This window comes from Ensifer sp. LC11 (genome assembly GCF_001695835.1).
Classification (GTDB): Bacteria; Pseudomonadota; Alphaproteobacteria; order Rhizobiales; family Rhizobiaceae; genus Ensifer.
The window spans coordinates 118,420-139,646 of sequence record NZ_MBSO01000067.1; the positions used below are offsets into that span (position 1 = coordinate 118,420).

General features: G+C 62.7%; 19 protein-coding genes. 6 read left to right on the forward strand and 13 right to left on the reverse strand.

What is annotated here, in order from left to right; all coding sequences use genetic code 11:
• Positions 1-83: 83 nt before the first annotated feature.
• The 7 genes from BBX50_RS27360 to BBX50_RS27390 form a co-directional block, all read right to left on the reverse strand.
• Positions 84-1,871: an adenine deaminase C-terminal domain-containing protein gene (locus tag BBX50_RS27360; RefSeq protein WP_065778428.1), complete on the reverse strand. Its 1,788-nt coding sequence runs from the start codon at positions 1,869-1,871 to the stop codon at positions 84-86.
• Entirely contained in the window at positions 1,868-2,788 is a 921-nt protein-coding gene (locus BBX50_RS27365; protein ID WP_065778429.1) for a nucleoside hydrolase, read from the reverse strand. The genes BBX50_RS27360 and BBX50_RS27365 overlap by 4 nt, the downstream gene beginning before the upstream one ends.
• Positions 2,789-2,794: 6 nt before the next feature.
• The gene (locus BBX50_RS27370; RefSeq protein WP_065778430.1) at positions 2,795-3,823 is read right to left on the reverse strand and encodes an ABC transporter ATP-binding protein; all 1,029 of its coding nucleotides are present in this window, start codon (positions 3,821-3,823) and stop codon (positions 2,795-2,797) included.
• Positions 3,816-4,595, reverse strand: coding sequence for an ABC transporter permease (locus BBX50_RS27375; protein WP_065778431.1), 780 nt, complete (start codon positions 4,593-4,595; stop codon positions 3,816-3,818). The genes BBX50_RS27370 and BBX50_RS27375 overlap by 8 nt, the downstream gene beginning before the upstream one ends.
• Entirely contained in the window at positions 4,592-5,419 is an 828-nt protein-coding gene (locus BBX50_RS27380) for an ABC transporter permease (protein ID WP_065778432.1), read from the reverse strand. Before BBX50_RS27380 ends, BBX50_RS27375 begins: the two co-directional genes overlap by 4 nt.
• 104 nt (positions 5,420-5,523) lie before the next feature.
• Positions 5,524-6,546 (reverse strand): ABC transporter substrate-binding protein, encoded by a 1,023-nt coding sequence (locus tag BBX50_RS27385; protein WP_065778433.1) that lies wholly within the window; start codon positions 6,544-6,546, stop codon positions 5,524-5,526.
• Positions 6,543-7,622 carry a LacI family DNA-binding transcriptional regulator gene (locus BBX50_RS27390; RefSeq protein ID WP_065778434.1) on the reverse strand — a complete coding sequence of 360 codons (1,080 nt, stop codon included), beginning with the start codon at positions 7,620-7,622 and terminating at the stop codon, positions 6,543-6,545. The genes BBX50_RS27385 and BBX50_RS27390 overlap by 4 nt, the downstream gene beginning before the upstream one ends.
• A 545-nt stretch (positions 7,623-8,167) precedes the next feature.
• On the opposite strand from BBX50_RS27390, the gene BBX50_RS27395 reads away from it, so the two are divergent.
• The 6 genes from BBX50_RS27395 (at position 8,168) to BBX50_RS27420 (ending at position 14,145) form a co-directional block, all read left to right on the forward strand.
• Positions 8,168-9,646, forward strand: coding sequence for an ABC transporter substrate-binding protein (locus BBX50_RS27395; RefSeq protein WP_139108257.1), 1,479 nt, complete (start codon positions 8,168-8,170; stop codon positions 9,644-9,646).
• 235 nt (positions 9,647-9,881) lie between these two features.
• Positions 9,882-10,847 carry an ABC transporter permease gene (locus BBX50_RS27400; RefSeq protein WP_139108253.1) on the forward strand — a complete coding sequence of 322 codons (966 nt, stop codon included), beginning with the start codon at positions 9,882-9,884 and terminating at the stop codon, positions 10,845-10,847.
• The gene (locus BBX50_RS27405; protein ID WP_065778437.1) at positions 10,844-11,695 is read left to right on the forward strand and encodes an ABC transporter permease; all 852 of its coding nucleotides are present in this window, start codon (positions 10,844-10,846) and stop codon (positions 11,693-11,695) included. Before BBX50_RS27400 ends, BBX50_RS27405 begins: the two co-directional genes overlap by 4 nt.
• A complete protein-coding gene (locus tag BBX50_RS27410; RefSeq protein ID WP_065778438.1) occupies positions 11,692-12,504 on the forward strand; it encodes an ABC transporter ATP-binding protein in 813 nt (270 codons plus the stop codon). The genes BBX50_RS27405 and BBX50_RS27410 overlap by 4 nt, the downstream gene beginning before the upstream one ends.
• Positions 12,498-13,244 (forward strand): ABC transporter ATP-binding protein, encoded by a 747-nt coding sequence (locus tag BBX50_RS27415; RefSeq protein ID WP_065778439.1) that lies wholly within the window; start codon positions 12,498-12,500, stop codon positions 13,242-13,244. Before BBX50_RS27410 ends, BBX50_RS27415 begins: the two co-directional genes overlap by 7 nt.
• A 193-nt stretch (positions 13,245-13,437) precedes the next feature.
• A complete protein-coding gene (locus BBX50_RS27420; protein ID WP_065778440.1) occupies positions 13,438-14,145 on the forward strand; it encodes an OmpW family protein in 708 nt (235 codons plus the stop codon).
• A 71-nt stretch (positions 14,146-14,216) separates the two neighbouring features.
• On the opposite strand, the gene BBX50_RS27425 is transcribed toward BBX50_RS27420, so the two are convergent.
• The 6 genes from BBX50_RS27425 to BBX50_RS27450 all read right to left on the reverse strand — a co-directional run bounded on the left by BBX50_RS27425 (position 14,217) and on the right by BBX50_RS27450 (position 21,226).
• Entirely contained in the window at positions 14,217-14,636 is a 420-nt protein-coding gene (locus tag BBX50_RS27425) for a CBS domain-containing protein (protein WP_065778441.1), read from the reverse strand.
• An 83-nt stretch (positions 14,637-14,719) separates the two neighbouring features.
• Complete coding sequence (locus BBX50_RS27430; protein ID WP_065778442.1) at positions 14,720-16,888, reverse strand: glycoside hydrolase; 2,169 nt, start codon at positions 16,886-16,888, stop codon at positions 14,720-14,722.
• On the reverse strand, positions 16,885-17,883 hold the full coding sequence (locus BBX50_RS27435) for a glycosyltransferase (RefSeq protein ID WP_065778443.1): 999 nt from the start codon (positions 17,881-17,883) through the stop codon (positions 16,885-16,887). Before BBX50_RS27435 ends, BBX50_RS27430 begins: the two co-directional genes overlap by 4 nt.
• 81 nt (positions 17,884-17,964) lie before the next feature.
• Positions 17,965-18,327 carry a VanZ family protein gene (locus BBX50_RS27440; protein ID WP_065778444.1) on the reverse strand — a complete coding sequence of 121 codons (363 nt, stop codon included), beginning with the start codon at positions 18,325-18,327 and terminating at the stop codon, positions 17,965-17,967.
• Positions 18,328-18,556: 229 nt separating this feature from the next.
• Positions 18,557-19,657, reverse strand: a complete 1,101-nt coding sequence (locus BBX50_RS27445) for a glycosyltransferase family 4 protein (protein WP_244513238.1) — start codon at positions 19,655-19,657, stop codon at positions 18,557-18,559.
• Positions 19,658-19,981: 324 nt separating this feature from the next.
• The gene (locus tag BBX50_RS27450; protein ID WP_065778445.1) at positions 19,982-21,226 is read right to left on the reverse strand and encodes a glycosyltransferase family 4 protein; all 1,245 of its coding nucleotides are present in this window, start codon (positions 21,224-21,226) and stop codon (positions 19,982-19,984) included.
• Between the last annotated feature and the right edge of the window lies 1 nt (position 21,227).

A 21,227-nucleotide genomic window follows, 5' to 3' on the forward strand; every position in this document is an offset into this window, starting at 1 on the left:
AGATTTTAGAGCGTTTTCTTAAATAGGGAGGCGGGATGAGCCTCGGTCTTCACGGGCCGCCCTACGAGGGCGGCCTAAGAAAATCATCCTTCGAGCACGTCCAGAACAGGGCTTTGCATGACCTTGCCCGTCGCCACGTCGGCGATACCGCGGTCGGTCTGGTGCGGCCCTGCATTGCAGGCGAGCGTCGCGCCGAAGCAGGCCTTGAACACCAGATAGGGCGGCTGCCAATCGACGATGCGGCCGACCGCCTCGCGAAGTTCTGCAAAGCTTGCAGCCACCTTCTCAAGCGGTTCCTCCGAGACCAGCCCGGCGAGCGGCAGAGGCAGGAGAGCATCGACCTTGCCGCCGGCCACAACGGCCATGCCGCCGCCGGCGGCAATCACCGCGTTGGCGGCAACTGCCATATCCTCGGCATTGCCGCCGAAGACGGTGAGGTTGTGGCTGTCATGCGAAACCGTGGTCGCAAAGGCGCCGCGCCAGGAGCCCCAACTTGACAGGAGACCGACCCGCGGCCCGCTGTCGGCGCGTCCGTGACGGTGCGCCACGGCGATCAGGGTCGTACCGTCAGGCGGAACAACGAAGCCGTCCGTGACCTCGGCAATCGCCTCTCCCCACTGGGTGAAGCGAGGGCGGTCGATGGTCGCGACACGGACCTTCCTGCCATCTGCAGGAATGCGGAAATCGTTCTCCGACAGAGGTGCAATCTTCATCGTGCCGTGCAGCGGCGCGACGTCGATTTCGTGCAGCGGCTCGATCATCCGGCCAGCATCGGCGATCACCTTGCCGTCGACGATCACCTTACGTGCACGGAAATCGGCGAGATCCTCGAAAAGCACAATATCCGCCCGGCGCCCCGGCGCCACGAGCCCGAGATCGTGCCGGCCGAGGCGCACTGCACCGTTCAGCGTCGCCGCCCGAAGCGCCCACACAGCCGGCAGGCCGTAGCGGACCAGCCGGCGGACGACATCATCAAGACCACCGGCGTGAGCGAGATCGTCCGAGAAGACGTCGTCGGTGCAGAGCGTCACCGTCTGAGGAAGATGGCCCAAGGCATTGAGTGTCTTCACGAATTCCGGCAACAAATGGTCGTGCGAGCCACGCAGTTCGATCGACAATCCGGCTCGGAGCTTCGCCATCAGATCGTCGCTCGAGACAAGCTCGTGATCAGAACTGACGCCAGCGGTGACGAAGGCCTGGAGATCGGCGCCGGTTAGGCCGCGCGCGTGTCCGTTGACCGGCTTGCCGGCGGCGAGCCCCGCCTGGACGATCGCGCTGATCCGCGCCTCGCCGTCGATGACGCCGCGCATATTCATCATCTCGGCTATGCCGCCGATTTCCGGCCAGCTCAGGATGTCGGCAATCACATCGGCGTCGAAATCGGCGCCGGCAAGCTCCAGTCCCGGCGCCGACGGTACGCTGGAGGGCGCCAAAAGTACTGTGCGCAAAGGCAGCCCGGCGGTGGCATCCGCGGCCCAGCGCACGCCGGCAACGCCGTTGACGTTGCCGAATTCATGGGGATCCCAGACGATTGTCGTCACGCCACGCGGCAACACGGCATTGGCGTAGGTCGCCGGCGTCACCATCGAGCTTTCGACATGCATATGCGTGTCGATCAGGCCAGGAGAAACGAAGGCACCGGTCGCGTCGATGACGGCCGCCGCATCCTTGCGCGCACCCGGCGCATGAACGCTCGCGATTAGCGGCCCAACAACACCGACATCTGCCGGGCGGAGTTCGCCCGTCACCACGTCGACCAGCGTACCGCCCGATATCAGGACGTCAAACGGTTCGGCGCCGCGCGCAGCGGCCACCGCGCGTGTGCGGAGCGCCGCATCCGTCAGGTCCTGAGGCTGCTGCACCGAACTCATTTCTGCGCTTCCTTCATCAGCGCGCCCAGGATCTGCGCCCTCGTCGTCTCGATATGGGCGTCGACGGCATATTCGGCGTTAAAGATCGCATGGCTTTCGCGGGTCTCAACCACGGTGCGCCCTCGGGTCAGTGTCCCGCCGAGCTCGACATCGATACGGGCGCTGCGGAAGGAGATCGCGCCGGGATTGACGAAGGCGACGGCGGCAGAGGGGTCATAGATCGCCATGCCCGGCCGGCCGCGGCTGGTGCCGATCGAGATGTAGCCCGCAAGCAGATCGGCAATCAGTGCCGCATTGGCGCCACCCGCAGAGCGGATCGACGCGACATCATCGGGATAGGCGAAAACCTTGCGGCAGAGATCGAGGTCGACCATGCGCAGCGGCAGGCCGTGGGCAAGCACGATCGCGAGCGCTTCCGGATCGGCAAAGGCGTTGAATTCGGCGGATGCCGTGTGGTTGCCGCTGGTGACGCCGCCACCCATCCAGGTGAGGTCGGTGATGCGCGCAGAAAGATCCGGCCGCGCAAGGCACAGGGCTGCAAGATTGGTGAGCGGCCCGAGCGCCAGAATGCGCTTCGGCCCTTCCTGTTCCAGCCAGGAGCACAGTGTCGCAAAGGCGTCGCTCGGCGGCAAGGAATCGCCTTCCGGCAGCGTCAGTCCGGCGGTCGGCATGCCAGCCGCGCCAAGGATGCGTTCGGCAGTCTCGAGCTTGCCGAGCACCGGCAGCGCGCGCCCCTCATGAATGGGGAAGGTCCAACCGAAGGCGTGCGTCGCGCTGGCCGCATTGCGCTTCACCTGGTCCAGCGGCGTGTTGCCGAAAACGAGGGAGACGCCGTCGATTTCTTCACCGGCATGAAGGACGACAAGCACCGCAGCGATGTCGTCGAAGCCCATGTCCGTATCGATCCAGACACCCATCGGAGGTTACCCGAACTTCTTGAGGCGCGCCGCCTTCTCGACCGGCAGGTCGAAGGCAATCGCAGAGCCGGTTTCGCGCGCTGCAAGCGTGGCATCTTCCTCGGCCTTGATGGCGCCGAGCGGCGAATCGAGCAGATATTCGCGCGTGCTGCCGGAGAAAGAGGCTCCGCGCACGGTGCCCTGGAAAGGACCTGAACCAAGGGTCACCATGCGCGGACGCCACACAAGCCCTGCCGTGTCAGGCGGCAGGGATCCGGAAAAATCGATCGGGCCGTTGCCGGCCTTAAGCTTGCCGCCCTCGACGGCAAAGATGTTCTCGAAGCCGACGAAATCGGCGACGAAGCGCGAGACCGGGCGGTTGTAGATATCCTCGGGCGTGCCGATCTGCTCGATCGCGCCGTTCAGCATGACGACGATGCGATCCGCCAGCGAAAGGGCTTCGCCCTGGTCGTGGGTCACGAAGATCATCGTCACGCCGGTTTCCTTCTGAACCCGCTGCAGCTCGGTGCGCATTTCCAGGCGCAGGCGGGCGTCGAGGTTCGACAGCGGCTCGTCGAGAAGCAGCACCTTCGGTTCCATGACCATGGAGCGCGCTAGTGCCACGCGCTGCTGCTGGCCGCCCGAGAGTTCACCCGGCTTGCGCGCGGAGAATTTCGAAAGGCCGACCGACTTCAGGCCCGCGGTCACCTTGCTCTCGATCTCGGCGGCCGGCAGCTTTTTCAGCCGCAGGCCGAAGGCGACGTTTTCAAACACCGTCAGGTGCGGGAACAGCGCATAGGACTGGAAGACGAGGCCGACCGAGCGTTTGTTTGCCGACACACGGGTGATATCGGCGCCGTCGAGCCTGATCGCGCCGGAGGCCGGCGATAGCAGGCCCGCGATCGAGCGCATCGTCGTGGTCTTGCCGCAGCCGGACGGACCGAGAAACGCCACCAGTTCGCCCTTGCGGATCGAAAGGTCGAGATCCTTCACCGCAACGGTATCGCCATAGGCGAGCGTCAGTTTTTCAAGGCTGAGGAAGGCGGTGTCAGACATAGCGAGAGAATCCCAGGAAGCGTTCGGCAAGGAAGACGATGCCGATGGACATGAAGGCGAGCAGCGCCGAAAGGGCAGCAACCGACGGATCGTAGGTGATCTCCATGTAGGAGAGCATGTCGATCGGCAGCGTGCGCACGCCCGGGCCGGAGAGGAAGAGCGAGACCGGCACCTGGTTGAAGCTCGTCACGAAGCCGAGGATGAAGGCGGCGAGAATGCCGCTGCGGATGTTCGGCATCACCACCCGGAAGAAGGCGCCGGCGCGCGAAGAGCCGAGCAGCACCGCTGCCTCCTCGATATCGGAGCGCAGGTTGTTGAGGCTCGCCGAGACGACGCGCACGGCATAGGGGAGAACCAGCGCCGTGTGGGCGAGGAAAAGGGTCAAGGTGATGTTCATGCCGAAAGGCACGACGATGTAACGCAGCAGCGCCAGGCCGACGATGATGCCGGGCACGATGATCGGCAGAGAGACGATCGTGCGGATGGTTTCGCCGAAGGGCAGCTTGTAACGCGAGAGCGCGTAGGAGGCGGGGACGCCGAGCACGAGCGCGGCCGCCGTACCCCCAATCGCCAAAAGCATCGAGATCGCGAAGCTCTCGCGGAAACTCTCGACCGTAAAGACCTTGGCGACCCACTGCAGCGAGAAGCCCTGCGGCGGGAAGGCCAGCGTCTCGCCGCCTGAGAGCGAAGCGGCAACGATGATGAAGAACGGTCCGATCAGGAAGCCGATCACCAGGAATAGGACCAGGGGGGAAAAGACGCGCGGGGTCATCGCTTGTTCCTCGCGGTGGCAAGCCGTTTCAGGAGAAGATTGGCGGCAAAGCTCATGACGATCAGGATGAAGGCGATGACGCTGGCGGCGACGAAATCATTGGCGACAGTGACGCGCTGATAGAGCAGCGTTTCGAGCATCAGCACCTTGGAGCCGCCGAGGATTGCCGGCGTGATGTAGGCCGTCAGCGAACCGGTGAAAACAAGCGTTCCACCGATCACGAGCCCCTCCTTGGTGAGCGGCAGGATGACCTTGAAGAACACCTGGAACCAGTTGGCGCCGAGCACGCGGGCCGCCGGGATCGCATCCTTCGGCATGTTTTCGAGCGCGCTGATCAGCGACAGGATCATCAACGGCAGAAAGAGCTGCAAAAGGCCGATGAACACGGCGGTTTCTGTGAAGAGGAAGCGGATCGGTTCATCCGAGAGACCGACGAGCTGCAGCGCCTGATTGACGATGCCGGTTCGGCCGAGAATGACGATCCAGGCATAGGTGCGCGCGACCGACGAGATCATCAGCGGCAGCACGACGAGACCGATCATCTGCCCCTTGTTGCGCGGCGTCAGATTGACGATGGCAAAGGCGGCCGCATAGCCGATGACCGCCGAGACGGCAGTGACTATCAGGCCAAGCCGGAAGGTGCGCAGGAAGACGGTGCGGTTCAGCGGATCGGAAAAGAAGTTGGTATAGGCGACAAGCGACCAGCTATCGGCGTTGCGAAAGCCTTCCGCCAGCAAGATCACCACCGGCGCCAGAAAGACGATCGCCGCAAAGACCGCTGCGGGCAGAGCGAGCGCCAGGGCTTCGGCGCGGTTCTGGAACATCCTTCTTCCTTTCGAGGCATTCGTGGGCACGTGTCATCGCGCCCGTCGCATGAGGTCTTCACCGGCGGTGATGACCCGCCGATGAAGGTTGCGATTGCTTGATTTTACTGGCCGACCTGTGCGTTCCACTCCGACAGCCACGATTCGCGGTTGTCGAGGGCGACGGCCGACGGGATCAGCTTGAGGTTCTTCACCGTCTCTTCGCCGTAGGTGAGGTTTTCAGCGACCTCCGGCGAAACCTTGACGTCCTTGTTGGCCGGGCTGTCGACGAGCTTTTCGGCAAGAGCCGTCTGGATTTCGGTCGAGAGCCAGAAGTCCATGAACTGAAGCGCGAGCTCCTGGTTCTTGCCGCCCTTAGTCAGCACCATGACGTTCATACCGCCGGTCTGGCCTTCCTTGGGCGTTGCCCACTTGATCGGCAGGCCGAGCTTGGTGAAGCCTTCCCAGGAGAAGCGGCCGATCGGGGCTGCCCAGATTTCTTCCTGCTGCATCAGCTGCACGAGCTGCGAGGACTTGACGTAGAAGGTGACGATGTCGTCCTTCTTGGCACCGACGGCGGCGATCGCTTCCTTGAGGTCAGGCGTGTTCTTGCCGATGGCTTCGCCGACCATGTAGAGCGCCGGCGGGCCCTGGTTGGTGGTGACGTTCGGGAAGGCGGCGTGGCTGGCGTTTTCATCGCTCAAAAGATCCGCCCAGGAGTTCACTTCCATCTTGTCCGAGCGGTAGACGATCGAGGTGGCATAGAAGGTGTAGCCGACGCTCATGCCGTCGCCGTTCGGGTCCTTGGCGAGATCGTAGAGCTTGTTGAAGTTCGAAAGCTTCGACGTATCGATCTTTTCAATGAGGTCCGCGCGCGTGGCGGAAAGCGCGTCTGCCATCGAAACGACGGCCATGTCGACGACCGGGCTTGCCTTGTTGGCTTCCATCTTTGCCAGCCGCTCGACGCTGTTGCCGGTTTCGACGACGAGCTTGCAGCCGCACTTCTGTTCGAACGGCGTATAGACCAGCTCCTTGAACGCGTCCTGGGCAAAGCCGTAGACGGAGATGGTAAGCGTCTTTTCCTGGGCAGACGCGGCTGGAGCGGCGACGAGCAAGAGTGCGCTCGATGCAAGCAGGAACTTCTTCATGGCTGGGGTCCTCCTTCGATGACGGGGGTGACTGCGGTGGCGGTGGTTTGAACAGATTGAAAAGCGGGCGGCGCTGCAGCCGATTGCCTGACGACCAGATGCATCGGCACCTTCGACGTCTCGGCCGTAACCGGCGCGCCGATCAACGGATCGGAAGGGTCGCGCTCGCTGATCGCCTTGACGAGTGCTGCAACGGCAATCGCTGCAATCTCGGTCATGTCCATGCGGGCCGTTGTCAGTGCCGGTGTGATCACGGGCGCCCAGATCAGGTCGTCAAAACCGGTAACGCTCGCCTTTTCCGGCACAGTGATGCCGGCGCGCTGCAACTCGGTGAGCGCCCGGAGCGCATGGAGATCAGAAATGCAGGCAAAGGCGGTGTAGCCTTCCGCCACCTTCTCGGCGAGCCCGAGGAGGCAGCCCTTGCCTGAGGCCTTCTCCAGCGGCTCGATCCAGAGCGTATCGGTGTGGTAGCCCTCGCCGAAGACCGAACGGATACCGCCGGAGCGATCGTTCTGCACATTGGAGGCCGGATTGTTGCCGATGATGAGCACACGCCGGTGGCCGAGCGCCTTCAGATGCTCGGCGATCTGCCGCCCGCCGCCCCAATGGTCGGCGGCAACGGTGTTGCCCGGCGTCGAGGGCGTGTCGATGACGGCGACCGGACAGCCGACATCGGCGATGCGGGTGCCGCGCCGCGGCACGATCACCAGGCCATCGACGTCGCGGTCGATCAGCCGTTCGATGGCCTTGGTCTGGGTCGAGACGTCGCCGCGCGAGTCCGCGATCAGCACGCCGTAGCCAGAGGACGAGGCGGCGAGCTCGATCGCCTGGGCGATCTGCGGGAAGAGTGGATTGGCGATATCGGGAAGGACGAGGCCGATGACACCGGTGCGCCCGGTGCGTAGCGCCCTGCCCGCCTGGCTCGGCACATAGCCAAGTTCGGCGGCGGTCGCACGGATTTTTTCCGCCATCTCGGCGGACACACGACCCTTGCCCGAGAGCGCGTTCGAAACCGTGGCCGCGGAGACGCCCAGCGTTCTGGCAATCCTCGTCAGTTTTGGTCCGGAACGCGCCAAGTCAGTGGTTTCCGCTATCGCGTGATTAAACGATTAATCAGCCGATATATCAGAATCTCCGCACTGTCGAATCCTTTTGTCGACTTGTTGCATTTTGCAATTTTCGAGGGAAAATCACTGTGGACGACAATCCTTGTCAGCCGCACTCGAAGGCCCGATCTTTCGCCGGCTGCCTTGATGGAGCGAACAATCGGCAATCGAGGAAAAGCCTCCCTTTGGGCGGCCCCATCGCCTTCAGAGATTCATGAATTCATGAACGCTCGCTGATATATCTCAGCAATCCGTCTCAAGGCGAAAACCGAAATCTCCTTCGCCAGCATCGCCGTTGCCGGGGCACAATTTTCAACTTCGGCTGACAAAAGGAACCAATTTTTCCACTAAATTACTAGGGAATAAGTATGATGTATCGCAATCATCCGGGGCATACATTCGGATGGCAGCGCGACACGCGCGACAGGCATCATGCAGGAGTTTGGGAAATGACTGGCAATATCATCAGCTTTGGCAAGACCGCGGGACATGGCCTTCGGGCGCGGGCCTCGACCATGGCAGCCGCCACACTGGCGCTCACCCTGTCGTCGAGCACAGCCGTCTTTGCCGAGGACGCCAAGTTTGACCCCAACGCCTCGATCACGATCGGCTCGCTCTATGAGCCGCAGAACCTCGACAACACCGCCGGCGCCGGCCAGGGCATCAACGAAGCCTTCAATGGCAATGTCTACGAGGCACTGTTCACGCTGACCGATGCCGGCGACGTCCAGCCCGGTCTCGTTGCAGAGCAGAGCGTTAGCGACGACGGCCTGACCTATACCTTCAAGCTCCGCCCCGGCGTCACCTTCCACTCCGGCGATCCGCTGACCGCCGTCGACGTGAAGTACAGTATCGAGCGCGTGACCGCCGAGCAATCCAAGAGCTCGCGCAAGAAGAGCCTCGCGACGATCAGTGCTATCGAAACCCCTGACGAACAGACCGTTGTCGTCAAGCTGTCCGCCCGCTCGATCTCGCTTCCCTACAATCTGAGTTACGTTTGGATCGTCAACGACGCGGCGAAGGATCTGAATGCCGGCGAAGACGGCACCGGTCCCTATCGCCTCGACGAATGGCGCCGCGGCTCGTCGCTGGCGCTGACCCGCAACGACAAATACTGGGGCACCGCGCCCACCAATGGCGAAGTCGTCTTCCAGTATTTCACCGACGCGACGGCGCTCAACAATGCGCTTCTGACCGGCGCCGTCGACATCATCACCAGCGTGCAGAGCCCGGACTCGATTGCCCAGTTCAAGGACAATCCCGACTTTACCGTCACCGCCGGCCAGTCGACCACCAAGGAACTGCTCGCCTTCAACGACCGCGTCGCCCCCTTTGACAACGTCAAGGTTAGGAAGGCGATCGCGCGCGCCATCGACGACAAGAAGCTCTTGACGTCGATCTGGGGCGAATACGGCACGCTGATCGGCTCCTTCGTGCCGCCGACCGATCCCTGGTACGTGGATCTCACCGCCGTTGACGCCTATGACGTCGAGAGCGCCAAGGCGCTGCTGAAGGAAGCGGGCTTTGCCGATGGCTTTGCCTTCAAGCTCGACACGCCGAACTACGATCCGCATCCGATCGTCGCGCAGTTCATCCAGAGCGAACTGGCCAAGGTCAACATCAAGGTCGAGATCAACGTGATCACCGCCAACGAGTGGTACACCAAGGTCTACAAGGCGCATGACTTCCAGGCGACGCTGCAGGAGCACGTCAACCACCGCGACATCGTCTTTTACGGCAACCCGGACTTCTACTGGGGCTACAACAACCCGCGGGTCGTCGACCTGATCAAGGCGTCGGAGGCAGCCGCCAACACCGACGAGCAGACCGCCAAGCTCAAGGAAGCCAACACGATCATCGCCGAGGATGCCGCCAGCAACTGGCTCTATCTCTACCCGCAGATCGTCGTCTCGAGCTCGGCAGTGACCGGCTACCCGGTCAACGGGCTGAACTCGCAGTTCTTCGCCTACGGCATCAAGAAGAGCGAGCAGTAAGCGGGATTGCCAGCCGGCGCGTGTAGGCGCCGGTCGCGCGCACCTCAGCCCCTGGATCCGATCCGGGGGCTGACTGCATTTTTGCAAAGCCGTTCCGTCCGCGCCACATCACCAGCCTTTTCGACCTTCCACAGGTCCAGCCAAAGGTGAGCGGATGATCTAGCCTCCCTCGCCGTTTTGGTGCAAAAGCCAACTCCTCTGATCACGGATCCCGTGAGAAGAAAGGAATGCAGCCATCCTCACTTACCTCGTCCGCCGCTTCGCCATTCTGCTCCTGTCGCTGCTGATTGCGGCAGTGGTGCTGTTCGTGCTTTTGCGTCTGCTTCCCGGCGACCCCGCCAACGCGCTACTTTCCGTCGGCGCCGACGCCGCGCAGATCGAAAAAGCCCGCGAGCAGGTCGGTTCGAACCTGCCGCTCTGGCAGCAGTTCCTGCGGTTTGCCGGTAGCCTCGCCCGTTTCGATCTCGGCACATCCTTCGTCAGCGGCAAACCTGTCATCGAGGAAATCTTGGCTCGGCTGACCGTCACCGTGCCGCTGGCGCTGATGGGCTTTTTGCTCGCCGTCCTCGTCGCCGTGCCACTCGGCATTCTCTCCGCCGTCAAGGCCAACCGCTGGTATGGCGGGCTAATCTCGACCGTGTCGCAACTCGGCATCGCCATCCCGGTCTTTTGGGTCGGCATCCTGCTCGTCACCGTCTTCGCCGTCACCTTTCGGCTGTTTCCGTCAGGCGGCTTTCCCCGGCGCGGCTGGCAGAACGAAGGGCAGGCGTTCTATGCACTGGCACTTCCTGTGATGACGATCGGACTTGTCATGGGCGCGTCGCTGCTGCGTTATGTCCGCTCCGCCACGCAGGACGTACTCGGCAGCGATTATCTGCGAACCGCGCGCGCCCTTGGCGCCAGCTTTCCGCAAGCGCTTGTCCGCCACGGCATCCTCAACGGCGCCGTGCCGATCGTCTCCATTCTCGGCATCGAACTCGCAACGACGCTGCTTGGCGCCGTCGTCGTCGAGCGCGTGTTTGCGCTACCGGGGTTAGGTTCCATGCTGCTGCTCGCGATCGAGCAGCGCGACTATCCGAACGTCCAGGGCGTGCTGTTCATCTCCACTCTGCTGGTGCTGCTGATCGGCTTTGCCGCCGATCTCACCCAGCGCCTGATCGACCCACGTCTGCGCGAGCGCGCCGTCGGAGGCAACGCATGAGCCCGGTCGAGACATCCGTTTCCACGCGCGGGCAGCGGCATTCTCTTGCCCTCACCGTCGGCCTGGCACTGGTCGGCATCAATGTGCTGGTCGCCGTTCTCACGCTGCTTTGGACGCCCTACGATCCGCTGAACGCCTCGGGCGGCCGTCTCGAAGCCCCGTCGCTGTTGCATTGGCTCGGAACGGACCGGCTGGGGCGCGATCTGCTGACGCAACTGATGATCGGCGCGCGCACGGCGCTCCTCGTCGGCACCGGTGCGGTCGCAATCGGCGCCGCCATCGGCGTCAGCCTCGGCGTTCTCGCCGCCTTCGCCACGCGCCTTGCCGACGATGTCATGGCCGCAACCCTCGACATCCTGATCGCCTTTCCGACGCTTCTCTTGGCCATGCTGGTGGTGGCCGCAAGCGACAGTGCCAGCCTCTGGACCGCAATCCTTGCGCTTGGCCTCGCGATCTCCGCCATCGTCGCCCGGCTCACCCGCATCCTCGCCAAGCGCGTGCTCAGGCAGGACTATATCGTCGCTTCGCGCACGTCGGGGACCTCCTGGGCCGGCGTCGTTTTGCGCCATGTGCTGCCGAACATCTGGCCGACGCTGTCGGTCAATTTCGCCCTGCAGTTCGGCCTGGCGGTCATCGCCGAAGCGTCGCTCTCCTATCTCGGCCTTGGCGCGCCGCCGCCGAACGCCTCCTGGGGACGGCTGCTGCAGGAAGCGCAAGGCACCGTCTACACGGCACCGATCGGCGCGATCGCACCGGGCATCGCACTCGTTGCGCTCGTCATTGGCATGAACCTTCTGGCCGACGGGCTGCGCGATATCGCCGATCCGACACGCGGGAGATCGCGATGAAGCCGCTTCTCGACATTCGCGATCTCAACATCCGCGCCGGCGACAAGCCGCTGGTGTCCAATCTTTTCTTTACGGTCCAGCCGGGCGAGCGCATCGGACTGATCGGTGAGTCCGGCTCCGGCAAATCGATGACCGCGATGGCAGCGACCGGCCTGCTGCCGCCGTCGATCAGCGTAAGCGGTTCGATCGAACTCGACGGACAACAGGTGGTCGGCGCCGCCGACCGGGTGATGAACCGATTGCGCGGTGTGGCCGCGGCCGTCGTCTTCCAGGAACCGCTGACCGCGCTCGACCCGCTGATGAAGATCGGCCGGCAGATCGCCGAGCCCGTTCGCCGGCGTTTGGAACGCGACGGCAGGAGGGCATCGAAGGACGTCGTTCAACGCGAAGTCCGCGACCTCATCGACAAGGTTGCGCTGCCGCAGCCCGAACGCATCATCAATTCCTATCCGCACGAGGTCTCCGGCGGCCAGCGCCAGCGCGTCGCAATCGCCATGGCACTTGCCTGCCGGCCAAAGCTCCTGATTGCCGACGAACCGACAACCGCGCTCGACGTCACGACCCAGGCGGAAATCCTCAAGCTACTGGACCAGTTGGTGCGCGAGACCGGCATGGCACTGTTGTTCATCAGCCACGACTTGCCCGTCGTTGCAGACGTCGTGGAGCGCGTCATCGTGCTGAAAAACGGCATTGCCGTTGAGGAAGGGCCGGTCGGCGCGGTCTTCGGCAAACCGCAGCACGATTACACGAGGACCCTGGTCGAAGCGGCCCGCCTGTTCGACGAAGCGTTGGGGGCAACCGGATCATGATGCTCGATGTACAAAATGTCAGTTTCGGCTATTCCCGCGAGCAGACCACACTCAACGACGTCTCGCTCTCGGTGCGTCGCGGCGTGAGTGTCGGCCTTGTCGGAGAATCCGGCTCGGGCAAGACGACGCTGCTCAGGCTCATGCTCGGGCTCATTCGCCCGACCAGCGGCACCATCCGCTTCGGCGACGAGATCCTCGACCCCGGCAACGGCGGCTTCATGCAGCGCTACCGTCGCGCTGTGCAACCGGTCTTCCAGGACCCCTATTCCTCCCTCGACCCGCGTCAGAGGGTGATCGACATCATCGCTGAGCCGCTGAGATCGCTGCGGATCCCGGGCGATCGGACGCAAGCGGTTGCCGAGGCGCTCGAGGCCGTCGGCCTGACGCTCGACGCGATGCGGCGCTATCCGCACGAATTTTCCGGCGGCCAGCGCCAACGCATCGCCATTGCCCGTGCCATCGTCGCCGGTCCGCAGATCGTGCTCGCCGACGAAGCGGTTAGCGCGCTTGACCTGTCGACCCGCATCCGCATCGTCGAACTGTTCAAGACGCTCGCCGAAAGGCTGACGCTGGTTTTCGTTTCCCACGACCTCGGTGTCGTCGCAGCACTCTGCGAGGAAATGGTCATTCTGGAGCGTGGCAGGGTGGTCGAGAGCGGCAAGACCCGCGACATCTTGGCCGCACCGAAACACGCTTATACCCAGCGTCTTCTCGCCAGCATTCCGCGCATGCCCGCCTGACAAAGGGTTGGCGCGGAAATCGCTCACTCGGACGAATCCGCCTTTATCCCCAAGGGCTTGGTGATTTTCACCCGCATTGATCCAGGACAACCCCTGAGACATCAGCCTTGAGCATAGTGCCGCCGGCCGCAGAATCCCTGCCGCCGAACGCCCTGACCGGCGATGTTCAACTTCTTCTGGGGGTCCGGAAATCATGCCTACTCGCGCCATTCTGCCATCTGCCGTCTTCTTTGCCGCGCTTGCGGCACCGCTCGCGATTGCGACGGCGGCAGATCTTTCCGAGCCGAGCGCGGTCGCTGCACCGGAAATGCCTCTCGCAAGCGAACCCGGACCGTGGATGATCCGCGCCCGCGCGCTGGCCGTCCTGCCTGACGACAAAGGCTCGCTTTATCTGAACGGCACGGCACTCGAAGGCGAAAAGGTCGGCGTCAGCAATTCCGTCGTTCCGGAACTCGACATCACCTACTTCTTCACCGACAACATCGCGGCCGAACTGGTCCTCGGCACGACGCCGCACACGGCGCGCGGCAGCGGCTCGATCGCCGGTCTCGGCGAGATCGGCAAAGCCTGGCTGCTGCCGCCGACGCTGACGCTGCAGTACCACTTCAATGTCACCGAAGAGATCAAGCCCTATGTCGGCGCCGGTGTGAACTACACGATGTTCTACAACGAGAAACCGCGCGGCGATTTCTCGAGCTTCAATCTGAAGAACACATTTGGCGTGGCACTCCAGGCCGGCGTCGATATCAAGCTCGACGAGCACTGGGGCCTGAACTTCGACGTGAAAAAACTGTTCCTGGAGCCCGAAGTCAACGCGACCCTGCCCGGCGCCGGAGCCGTCAGCGGCAAGGTCAAGCTCGACCCGTGGCTGATCGGCACCGGTATCAGCTACCGGTTCTGATCCTCTCCAGATCGACCCAACGAAACTGTATGCGGCGCCGTTGAAGGGCGCCGCAATCGCAAGAGCCGGCTTCAGACGTGATGGGCCGTGACCGCCTTGGCCAGCTCGCCCGACAGCTGTCGGCTACTGGCATGGGATACGTCGCCCAGTGACAGCATGCCGACCATGCGCTTGTCCTCGTTGATCACGGGAAGGCGCCGGACCTGCTTTGCCTCCATCAGGTGGACGGCATGTTCGATCGTCTCGTCGGCACGGCAATAGACGATATCCCTTGTCATCACGTCCCGCGCCGTCATCGAAGCCGGGTCGCGTGCATTGGCGAAGGCGCGCAAGGCGATGTCGCGGTCCGTGACCATGCCGATCAGACGATCGTTTTCGCCAACCGGCAAGGCGCCGATGTCCTCGTCCCTCATGATGCGCGCGATCGTCTTGAGTTCCGTTTCGGGAGAGATCCAGCGAGCGCCGGGATGCATGGCTTCCGATATTCTCATCGTATCCTCCTGTGCTTGGAAAGCGGCGGAGCATAGGCCGACATCATGGCCATTCATTGATCCGCAAGACGCACAGAGCCGCCCTATCGCAATTCGAGCAGGAAATAGGTCGTCGGGCCGGAGGGAACATCATTGGAGAGCCGGAAGGTGACGTCGCCCTTCCCTTCCGCTACGGCCGCATGAACCTTGCCATCAAGTCCCACAGGTGAAACGCTCCAGGTCTCAGCGGTTCGCGCAAGCGCAAGATCGACATAGCCGTCACGGATCCGGACCGGCAGCCGTCCAAAATCCTCGATCACCTTCTCCTCGGTGTCACGAAACGTCATGTCGGTATTTTGCGCATCGGTCGCAAATATCAGCAGGAAGCGGCGGCTCCTGGCCAGGGATGCTTGCGCATCGAGCGCCGAGAGCGCGACGAGCCCATTGCCATCAGCTCCCTCGATACGCAGCACGCCAAGATCGATAGGCTCTCGCAGCGACGAGAAGGCGACGGCCTCCGTTGCCGCCGTCGCAACGCGCAATTGTCCGGCAAAGCGGTTCAACAGGATCTCGCCGGTGCTGCTCTGATAGATGCCGGCATCGATGCTGGTGCCGTTATTGCTCGCAAGCGCGCCGCTTTGGCGCAGGTTTTCGAGTATGCCTTCGCTGTCTTCCAGGCGAGGCTGCATCACGGCCGGAATTTTGCCGAGCCTGTTTGCGTCTTCAAGACCGATCCGCCCGAGCAATGCGAGGTCCGTCAGGTGCTCCGGTTCGCGGGCCTGCATGTCGTCGGAAAGATCCTTTTCACCACGCACCGCAAACGGGACCGTCACATCCGATGTCGCCACATCCCCGCGGCGGTAGAGCAGCGCCGACAGCGTCTCGCCAGCACGCGCAACCGGATCGAGCGCTATGGCGTAGGGCAGCATCGCCTTTTTGTGCGGGAAGGGCTCGCCATAGGAGAGCACGATCGGGCCGTGGCCATGGCGGCAAAGCGCATCCCAGCCCTGCAACGCCGCGTAGGCTGGCATCGCCAGGCCCGCCTCGTAGCGGTAGCGGTTCCAGAAGAGGTGATCGTATTCGCTGATCACGAAGGGTCTGCCGAGCCAGCGCGCCGCCGCGATCATCCGGATATAGCTCACCCCGTCGCGGATCGAACTCGTCTGGGTGGTTTTGCTGCCCGGCGCGTAGCCGCTGACCCAGTCGTGATAGGTGTTCATGGTCACGGCGTCGAGGCCGCGCCGGCTGAGCGACGCCTGGACCGTCGGCCAATTGTTGTAGTTGCTGATCAGCCCGCGGTAACCAAGTCTGCGCAGGACCTCGCTCATTCGCGCGGTCGTGTCCCGCTCTGTCTCGATGAAGAAGGCCTGAAGATCGCGCAACCGGGGACTGTCGACGTAGCGGTCGGATGGAAGCTCGACGGAGCGTGCCTCGATCGTCTCATCGGAGCGAAGGTCCCGCCATGCCTTTGCCAGTGCTTCGGTGGAACCATAACGTTTGGCCAGCCAGTCATTGAACGGCTTGGCGAGCAGCAGATCGTAGGGCGCCTTCCCCGGCCGATCATGCACGACAGTGTCGAATTCCATCCCGTTTTCGTTGGCAAGAATGACGACGGCCAGGGCATCGTCGCGGATCGGCGCAACGCCCGTATAGGGGTTCACGCGCCCAAGGATCGCCTCCTGCATGCGTTTCCAGTGATCGAACGCGCGGTCATCCACAAACAGCTCGAGCTTGAGGTTTCCCCCATCATCCCACCGGTCGTCAAAGCCGCCATAGACGCCGCGCAGCGACGAGAGGCCGTCCATCATCCAGTAGATGCCATTACGCTTCAGCGCCGCCAGCAGATAGTGAATGCGGTCGAGCGTCTCGGGATCGAAGTCGAAATCCCGGTCGCGGCCGAACATCAGGCTGCCGTCGACAAAGTGCAGTCGGGCGAGGTTGTAGCCGCGCATCGCCAGTTGCCGGGCATAGCGGTCGGCCGTGTCGTGATCCGGAAACCCGCCGGAGGCCGGGCTCCAGGCAAGCGACGCACAGAGCATCCTCTCCGGCTTTTCGGGCGATATCACGAAGGCAAGCCGACCGTCGGCGCCTGCGACCAGGCGATGATCCGCGTCAATCGTCGCGTTCGGCAGGAAAGAGGAAAAGTCGAGCGGGCTGCCGGCCCCGAGTTCAAGAGAAACGTCCCGCACAGGAAGCCACGCATCGGATGCGCGCGCGGACGAGCAGATTGCGAGAAGCATCGCCGCCGCTGCGAGCACGATCCGCCGTTTCATGCCGGAGCTCCGAGCAGCTTGCTCTCGATCGGCGCGTCAGGTTTGCGGCGCGTCCTGAAGAAGCCGACCGGCAGCGCCGCCGCATGGAAGAACCAGGCGACAACAGTATAAAGGCCCATGCTGAATCCGCCCTTGCGCAGGCTCATCAACCCGACGACGCCAACGAGGATCGCAAGGACGATGCCAAGGGCAAGCGCCTTGTCGGACATGAACAGCACCAGACCGAGCGATGTTGCCCACCAAAGATAGACCAGCGCCCAAAGCTTGAGCTCCGGCAATTCCCGGATGAGCTGGAAAAAGTACGGCTGCCCGATCGAAGCGCGCAGCAACTCGCCGATGCCGAACAGATATTTGCTCTTCCAGCGCCGAACGAGCAGCCGATAGGAATTGTCCGTGTGGCCGAAATGCTGGACGAAACGCCGGTCGAGGCGATGCAGCTTCCAGCCGGCGCTTCTGAGCCTGATGCCGAGATCGAATTCCTCATAGCCGTGGAGATTGCGGTCGGAGAGATAACCGACCGCCTCGATCGCCGCGCGACGATAGAGGCCGCCGCCATTCATGCGATCAATCGCGCCGATCCTATTTTCCGGCGCGTTGCGCGTGACCCGTCGGGAAAATTCAAGGTTGGAGGTGAGCATCTCCTGAACATGGCCGGTCACGCCCGCGACCTCTGGATTGTCGGCGAGGAACGACGACGCCACCTCAAGGAAGTCGCCGTCCAGCAACATATCGCCATCCAGCAGGCAGATATGCTCGTGGCGGGAATACTGGAACCCGAGCTGAGGACCTATTCCGCAACTCGGAAGCGCCGGCGGGCTGATCTGGGCGATGACGACCGGATAGCGCGAGGCAATCTCCACCGTCCTGTCCGAGGAGCCGCTGTCGGCCAGGATGACCTCGCCGCCAACGATTTCGAGCGCCTTCAACGCACTTTCGATGGTGGCGGCAATGCGCTTCTCTTCGTTCAGCGTCTTGATGATGACGGATACTGCCACGCGATCCCCCAGTCTCGGCGGAGCGCATGAAAAACTGCTCCGGGTGTCGCCTATCTTACCTGCGATATTTTGCGTTTTGGTTTATCGCCCCAGCAAACGCAGCAACGGCAACCGAAAGCGAAAGAGGAACCAGCCGCCAAAGACACCGCAGGCGCCACCAAGGAGCTTGACCGCCACATCCGTCACACGCGCGTGGCGATCGGCCGAAACCATCTGCAACAGCTCAAATCCAATTGCCGTCACAAAGACCAGAACCAGCACCAGCCCCAACCGCCTCGGATAGGCGACCGCAAACAACAGTCCCATCAGGCCGAAGGCCCCGAAGCGCTCAATATGGACAAGGTGCCCGAGACGAGGGCGCATATCGAGCGGCGACATTGTCGAATAGGCGATCACGGCAAACAGGATCCATGCAAGTAGGCCGGCGGCGAGTTTGAGGTTCATTGTCAGCTTGTCTTCCCGGCAGCGTGCGAGGCACGGCAATAATCGATCCCCGACCGCAACCGCGCATTGTTAAACTGTGCGCCGGCGCCGGCGCAATTTTGACTACAGCGCCTCGCCTTGTCAGACACGGAACGGTCGCTGTAGCACTTTGAATTGCTGCATGTTTTTGTCCTTTGTCGGTTACGATCAAGAGACAATATGCAGTATCACGGTCGACGCGCGCGCCCTCCTATTTCGCCAGCAACGCGCTATACACCGCCGCGGTTTTTTGCGCCACGTTTGTCCAACTGTAGGTGGCTTCCGCGTGCGCCGCGCGTTCGCGCATCTCCTCGTCGCTCAAGGGAGCAGCCAGTTTTTTGGTTATGCCGGCGGCAAGCGCATCGACGTCGCCCAAATGAAAATACTCGTCCGGCGCCAGATCCAGCTCCCGGTTGGCGACAATGTCACTCGCCAGCACCGGCAGGCCGTAAGCCATCGCCTCAAGCAGCGCGATCGGCATGCCCTCATGGCTTGACGGCAGCACAAACAGCGCCGCATTGGCGAACAACTCCGCCAGTCTGTCGCCTGACTGGAAATCCGTGAGCACCACGCCAGGAACCTCGCGCGCAAGCGCCTTTACCTCCGCCACATAGGCGCTGTCGAATTCCGCGCCGCCGGCAAGCACGAGCCTGGTATCGGCCAAACCGCACTTGGCGAAGGCGCGGATGAGATCGAGCTGCCGCTTCTCAGGGACAATCCGGGCTGCAAGCAGGATGTAGCGTCGGCGCACCAGGCCGAACTCCGCGAGGGTTCCCGCGTTACCGCTTGGTGGCGTGATCGCAACGCCGTTCGGCACCAGCGTCATCGAGACATGGTGTCGAGCGCGCATTGTCTGGGCGATATCTCGCGATATCGCAACGCGCCCGTTGGAAAAACGCATGCCCAGGAACTCGCCGAGCTTCAGCGTCCGCCGGGCAAAGCCACCCCATTTTTGTCGGTCGTAGTCGTAGCCATGATGGGTGACGACGACCTTGAGCCCGAGCATGCGGGCAAGCGGCGTCATCAGCGCCGGGCCGATGGCGTGGATATGCAACACGTCGGGACGACGCCACGCAGCAAGGCAGACACCGAGGAAAGTATGCACGATGGCCTCCAGCGCCATCCGGCGCGGTGCCCAGAGAGGAACGACCTCGACCCCATTCCAGGCGTAGCGATCACCGCCCTCCAGATAACGACGGCGCCCAATGACTTCGACGTCCCAACCATTTCCAAGGAGTTTGCTGGCGAGCATTTCAACGTGTTTTTCAACCCCGCCCTGAACGTTCGGGATGCCACGCAGGCCCAGCATCATCACGCGCTTGCGCTCGCTTCGTACGGCGAGTGCTCCACCCTGAGCGGATAGGCCAGAGAAGGTCGAGCCGCGCGTCGGCAAGCTTCCCTCTGACAGTTCGGTTTGAACCATTTCCAGCGCAATCACCGGCTGTCGCATGCGATGACCTCGCCAAACATCAGACTTCCTGCTCATGCGTCGCCTCGAAGGTTGTCCGTTCCGGTTTTACGGCGAAATACTTACCAGCCACCCAGATATTTCATTGACCCCTTATATAAATGACCAAATACCATAGGGCGAGCCCAAGTTACTACAAATTGTATCGTAACGTTAATGCCGGCGCGATCAGGCGGCACCGAGTGCGGCATAGAGGTCGAGTGTCCGCCCGCGGTAGGCCGCGGCCGAGAATTCACTGGCAATCCACTGTCTGCCCGCGGCGCCCATCGACGCGCGCGTGGCAACCGGTAGCGCTGCCATCCTTGCGAGTGCCGCCGCCAGATCCTCTGCGTCACCGGATATGGCAGTCATCCCGGTCTCGCCTTCCCGGATCATCTCTGGAATGCCGCCGATCGACGCGCCGATCACCGGTCTCCCGAGGGCATAGGCTTCGAGCACGCTGATCGGTGCGTTCTCATACCATTCGGAGGGAAGAACCAGGGCGCGCGATTCTCCAATCAGACGATGCAGAGCCTGGCCCGAGAGATAGCCGGCGAAGGTGACATCGGCTCCGGTCTGCGCCACGAGTTGGCGCAGTGCCCCCTCTTCGGGACCGGTTCCCGCGATCACCAGGCGCTGGTTGGACGATGCAGCCGCCCTGATCAGGGTCGTCAGCCCCTTCTCCGGAGCGAGCCGCCCTGCGAAGACAAAATAGTCACCCTCGATCCACTTGGCGGAGTAGACATCGACGTCGACGAAGTTCGGGATATGCGCCATCCGCTCTCGCGGCCACCCCCATTCGACCAGCTTCTCGACATAGAATTTGCTTGGCACGACGATGCGGTCCACCTTGTTGCGGTAGAGACCAAACGCGCGGTGGACCACGGTTTCCGCCAGCACCACGGCGCTGAGCGCCAGCTCCCCTTTGATGCAGCGATGGCGCAGCACGTTGTAGACGTGTCCACCGCGACAGTCCTCGCAGACCGCGCCGTCGCGCAGCATCTTGTAGGAAGGGCAGGCAAGCTTCAGATCGTGCGCCGTCATGACAACGGGAATGCCGGCCGATTTCAGCGTCGAGAAAATCGCCGGCGACAGATGATGGTAGACGTTGTGGGCATGGGCGATCGACGGTCGGGCGCGCTCGATCAGCCGGGTGACGCTGCGCTGCGCCTCACGCGAATAGATGACGCTTGCCGCCTGCACGACTTTGCGCAACAGATTGGTGCGCCGGCCGTACTCGATTTCGGACACGAAGTAGTCCGACCAGGGGGATGACTCGTTGTCCTCATGCTGCATCGCGAAGGGTACGACGTCCCAGCCGATGTCGCTGAACATCTTCATATGATCGAAGAAGACCGCTTCCGCGCCACCGCGGCGGTAGAAGTAATTGTTGATCGCGAGCAACCTGTTGCTGCCGTTTGCGTGCCCCGTCATG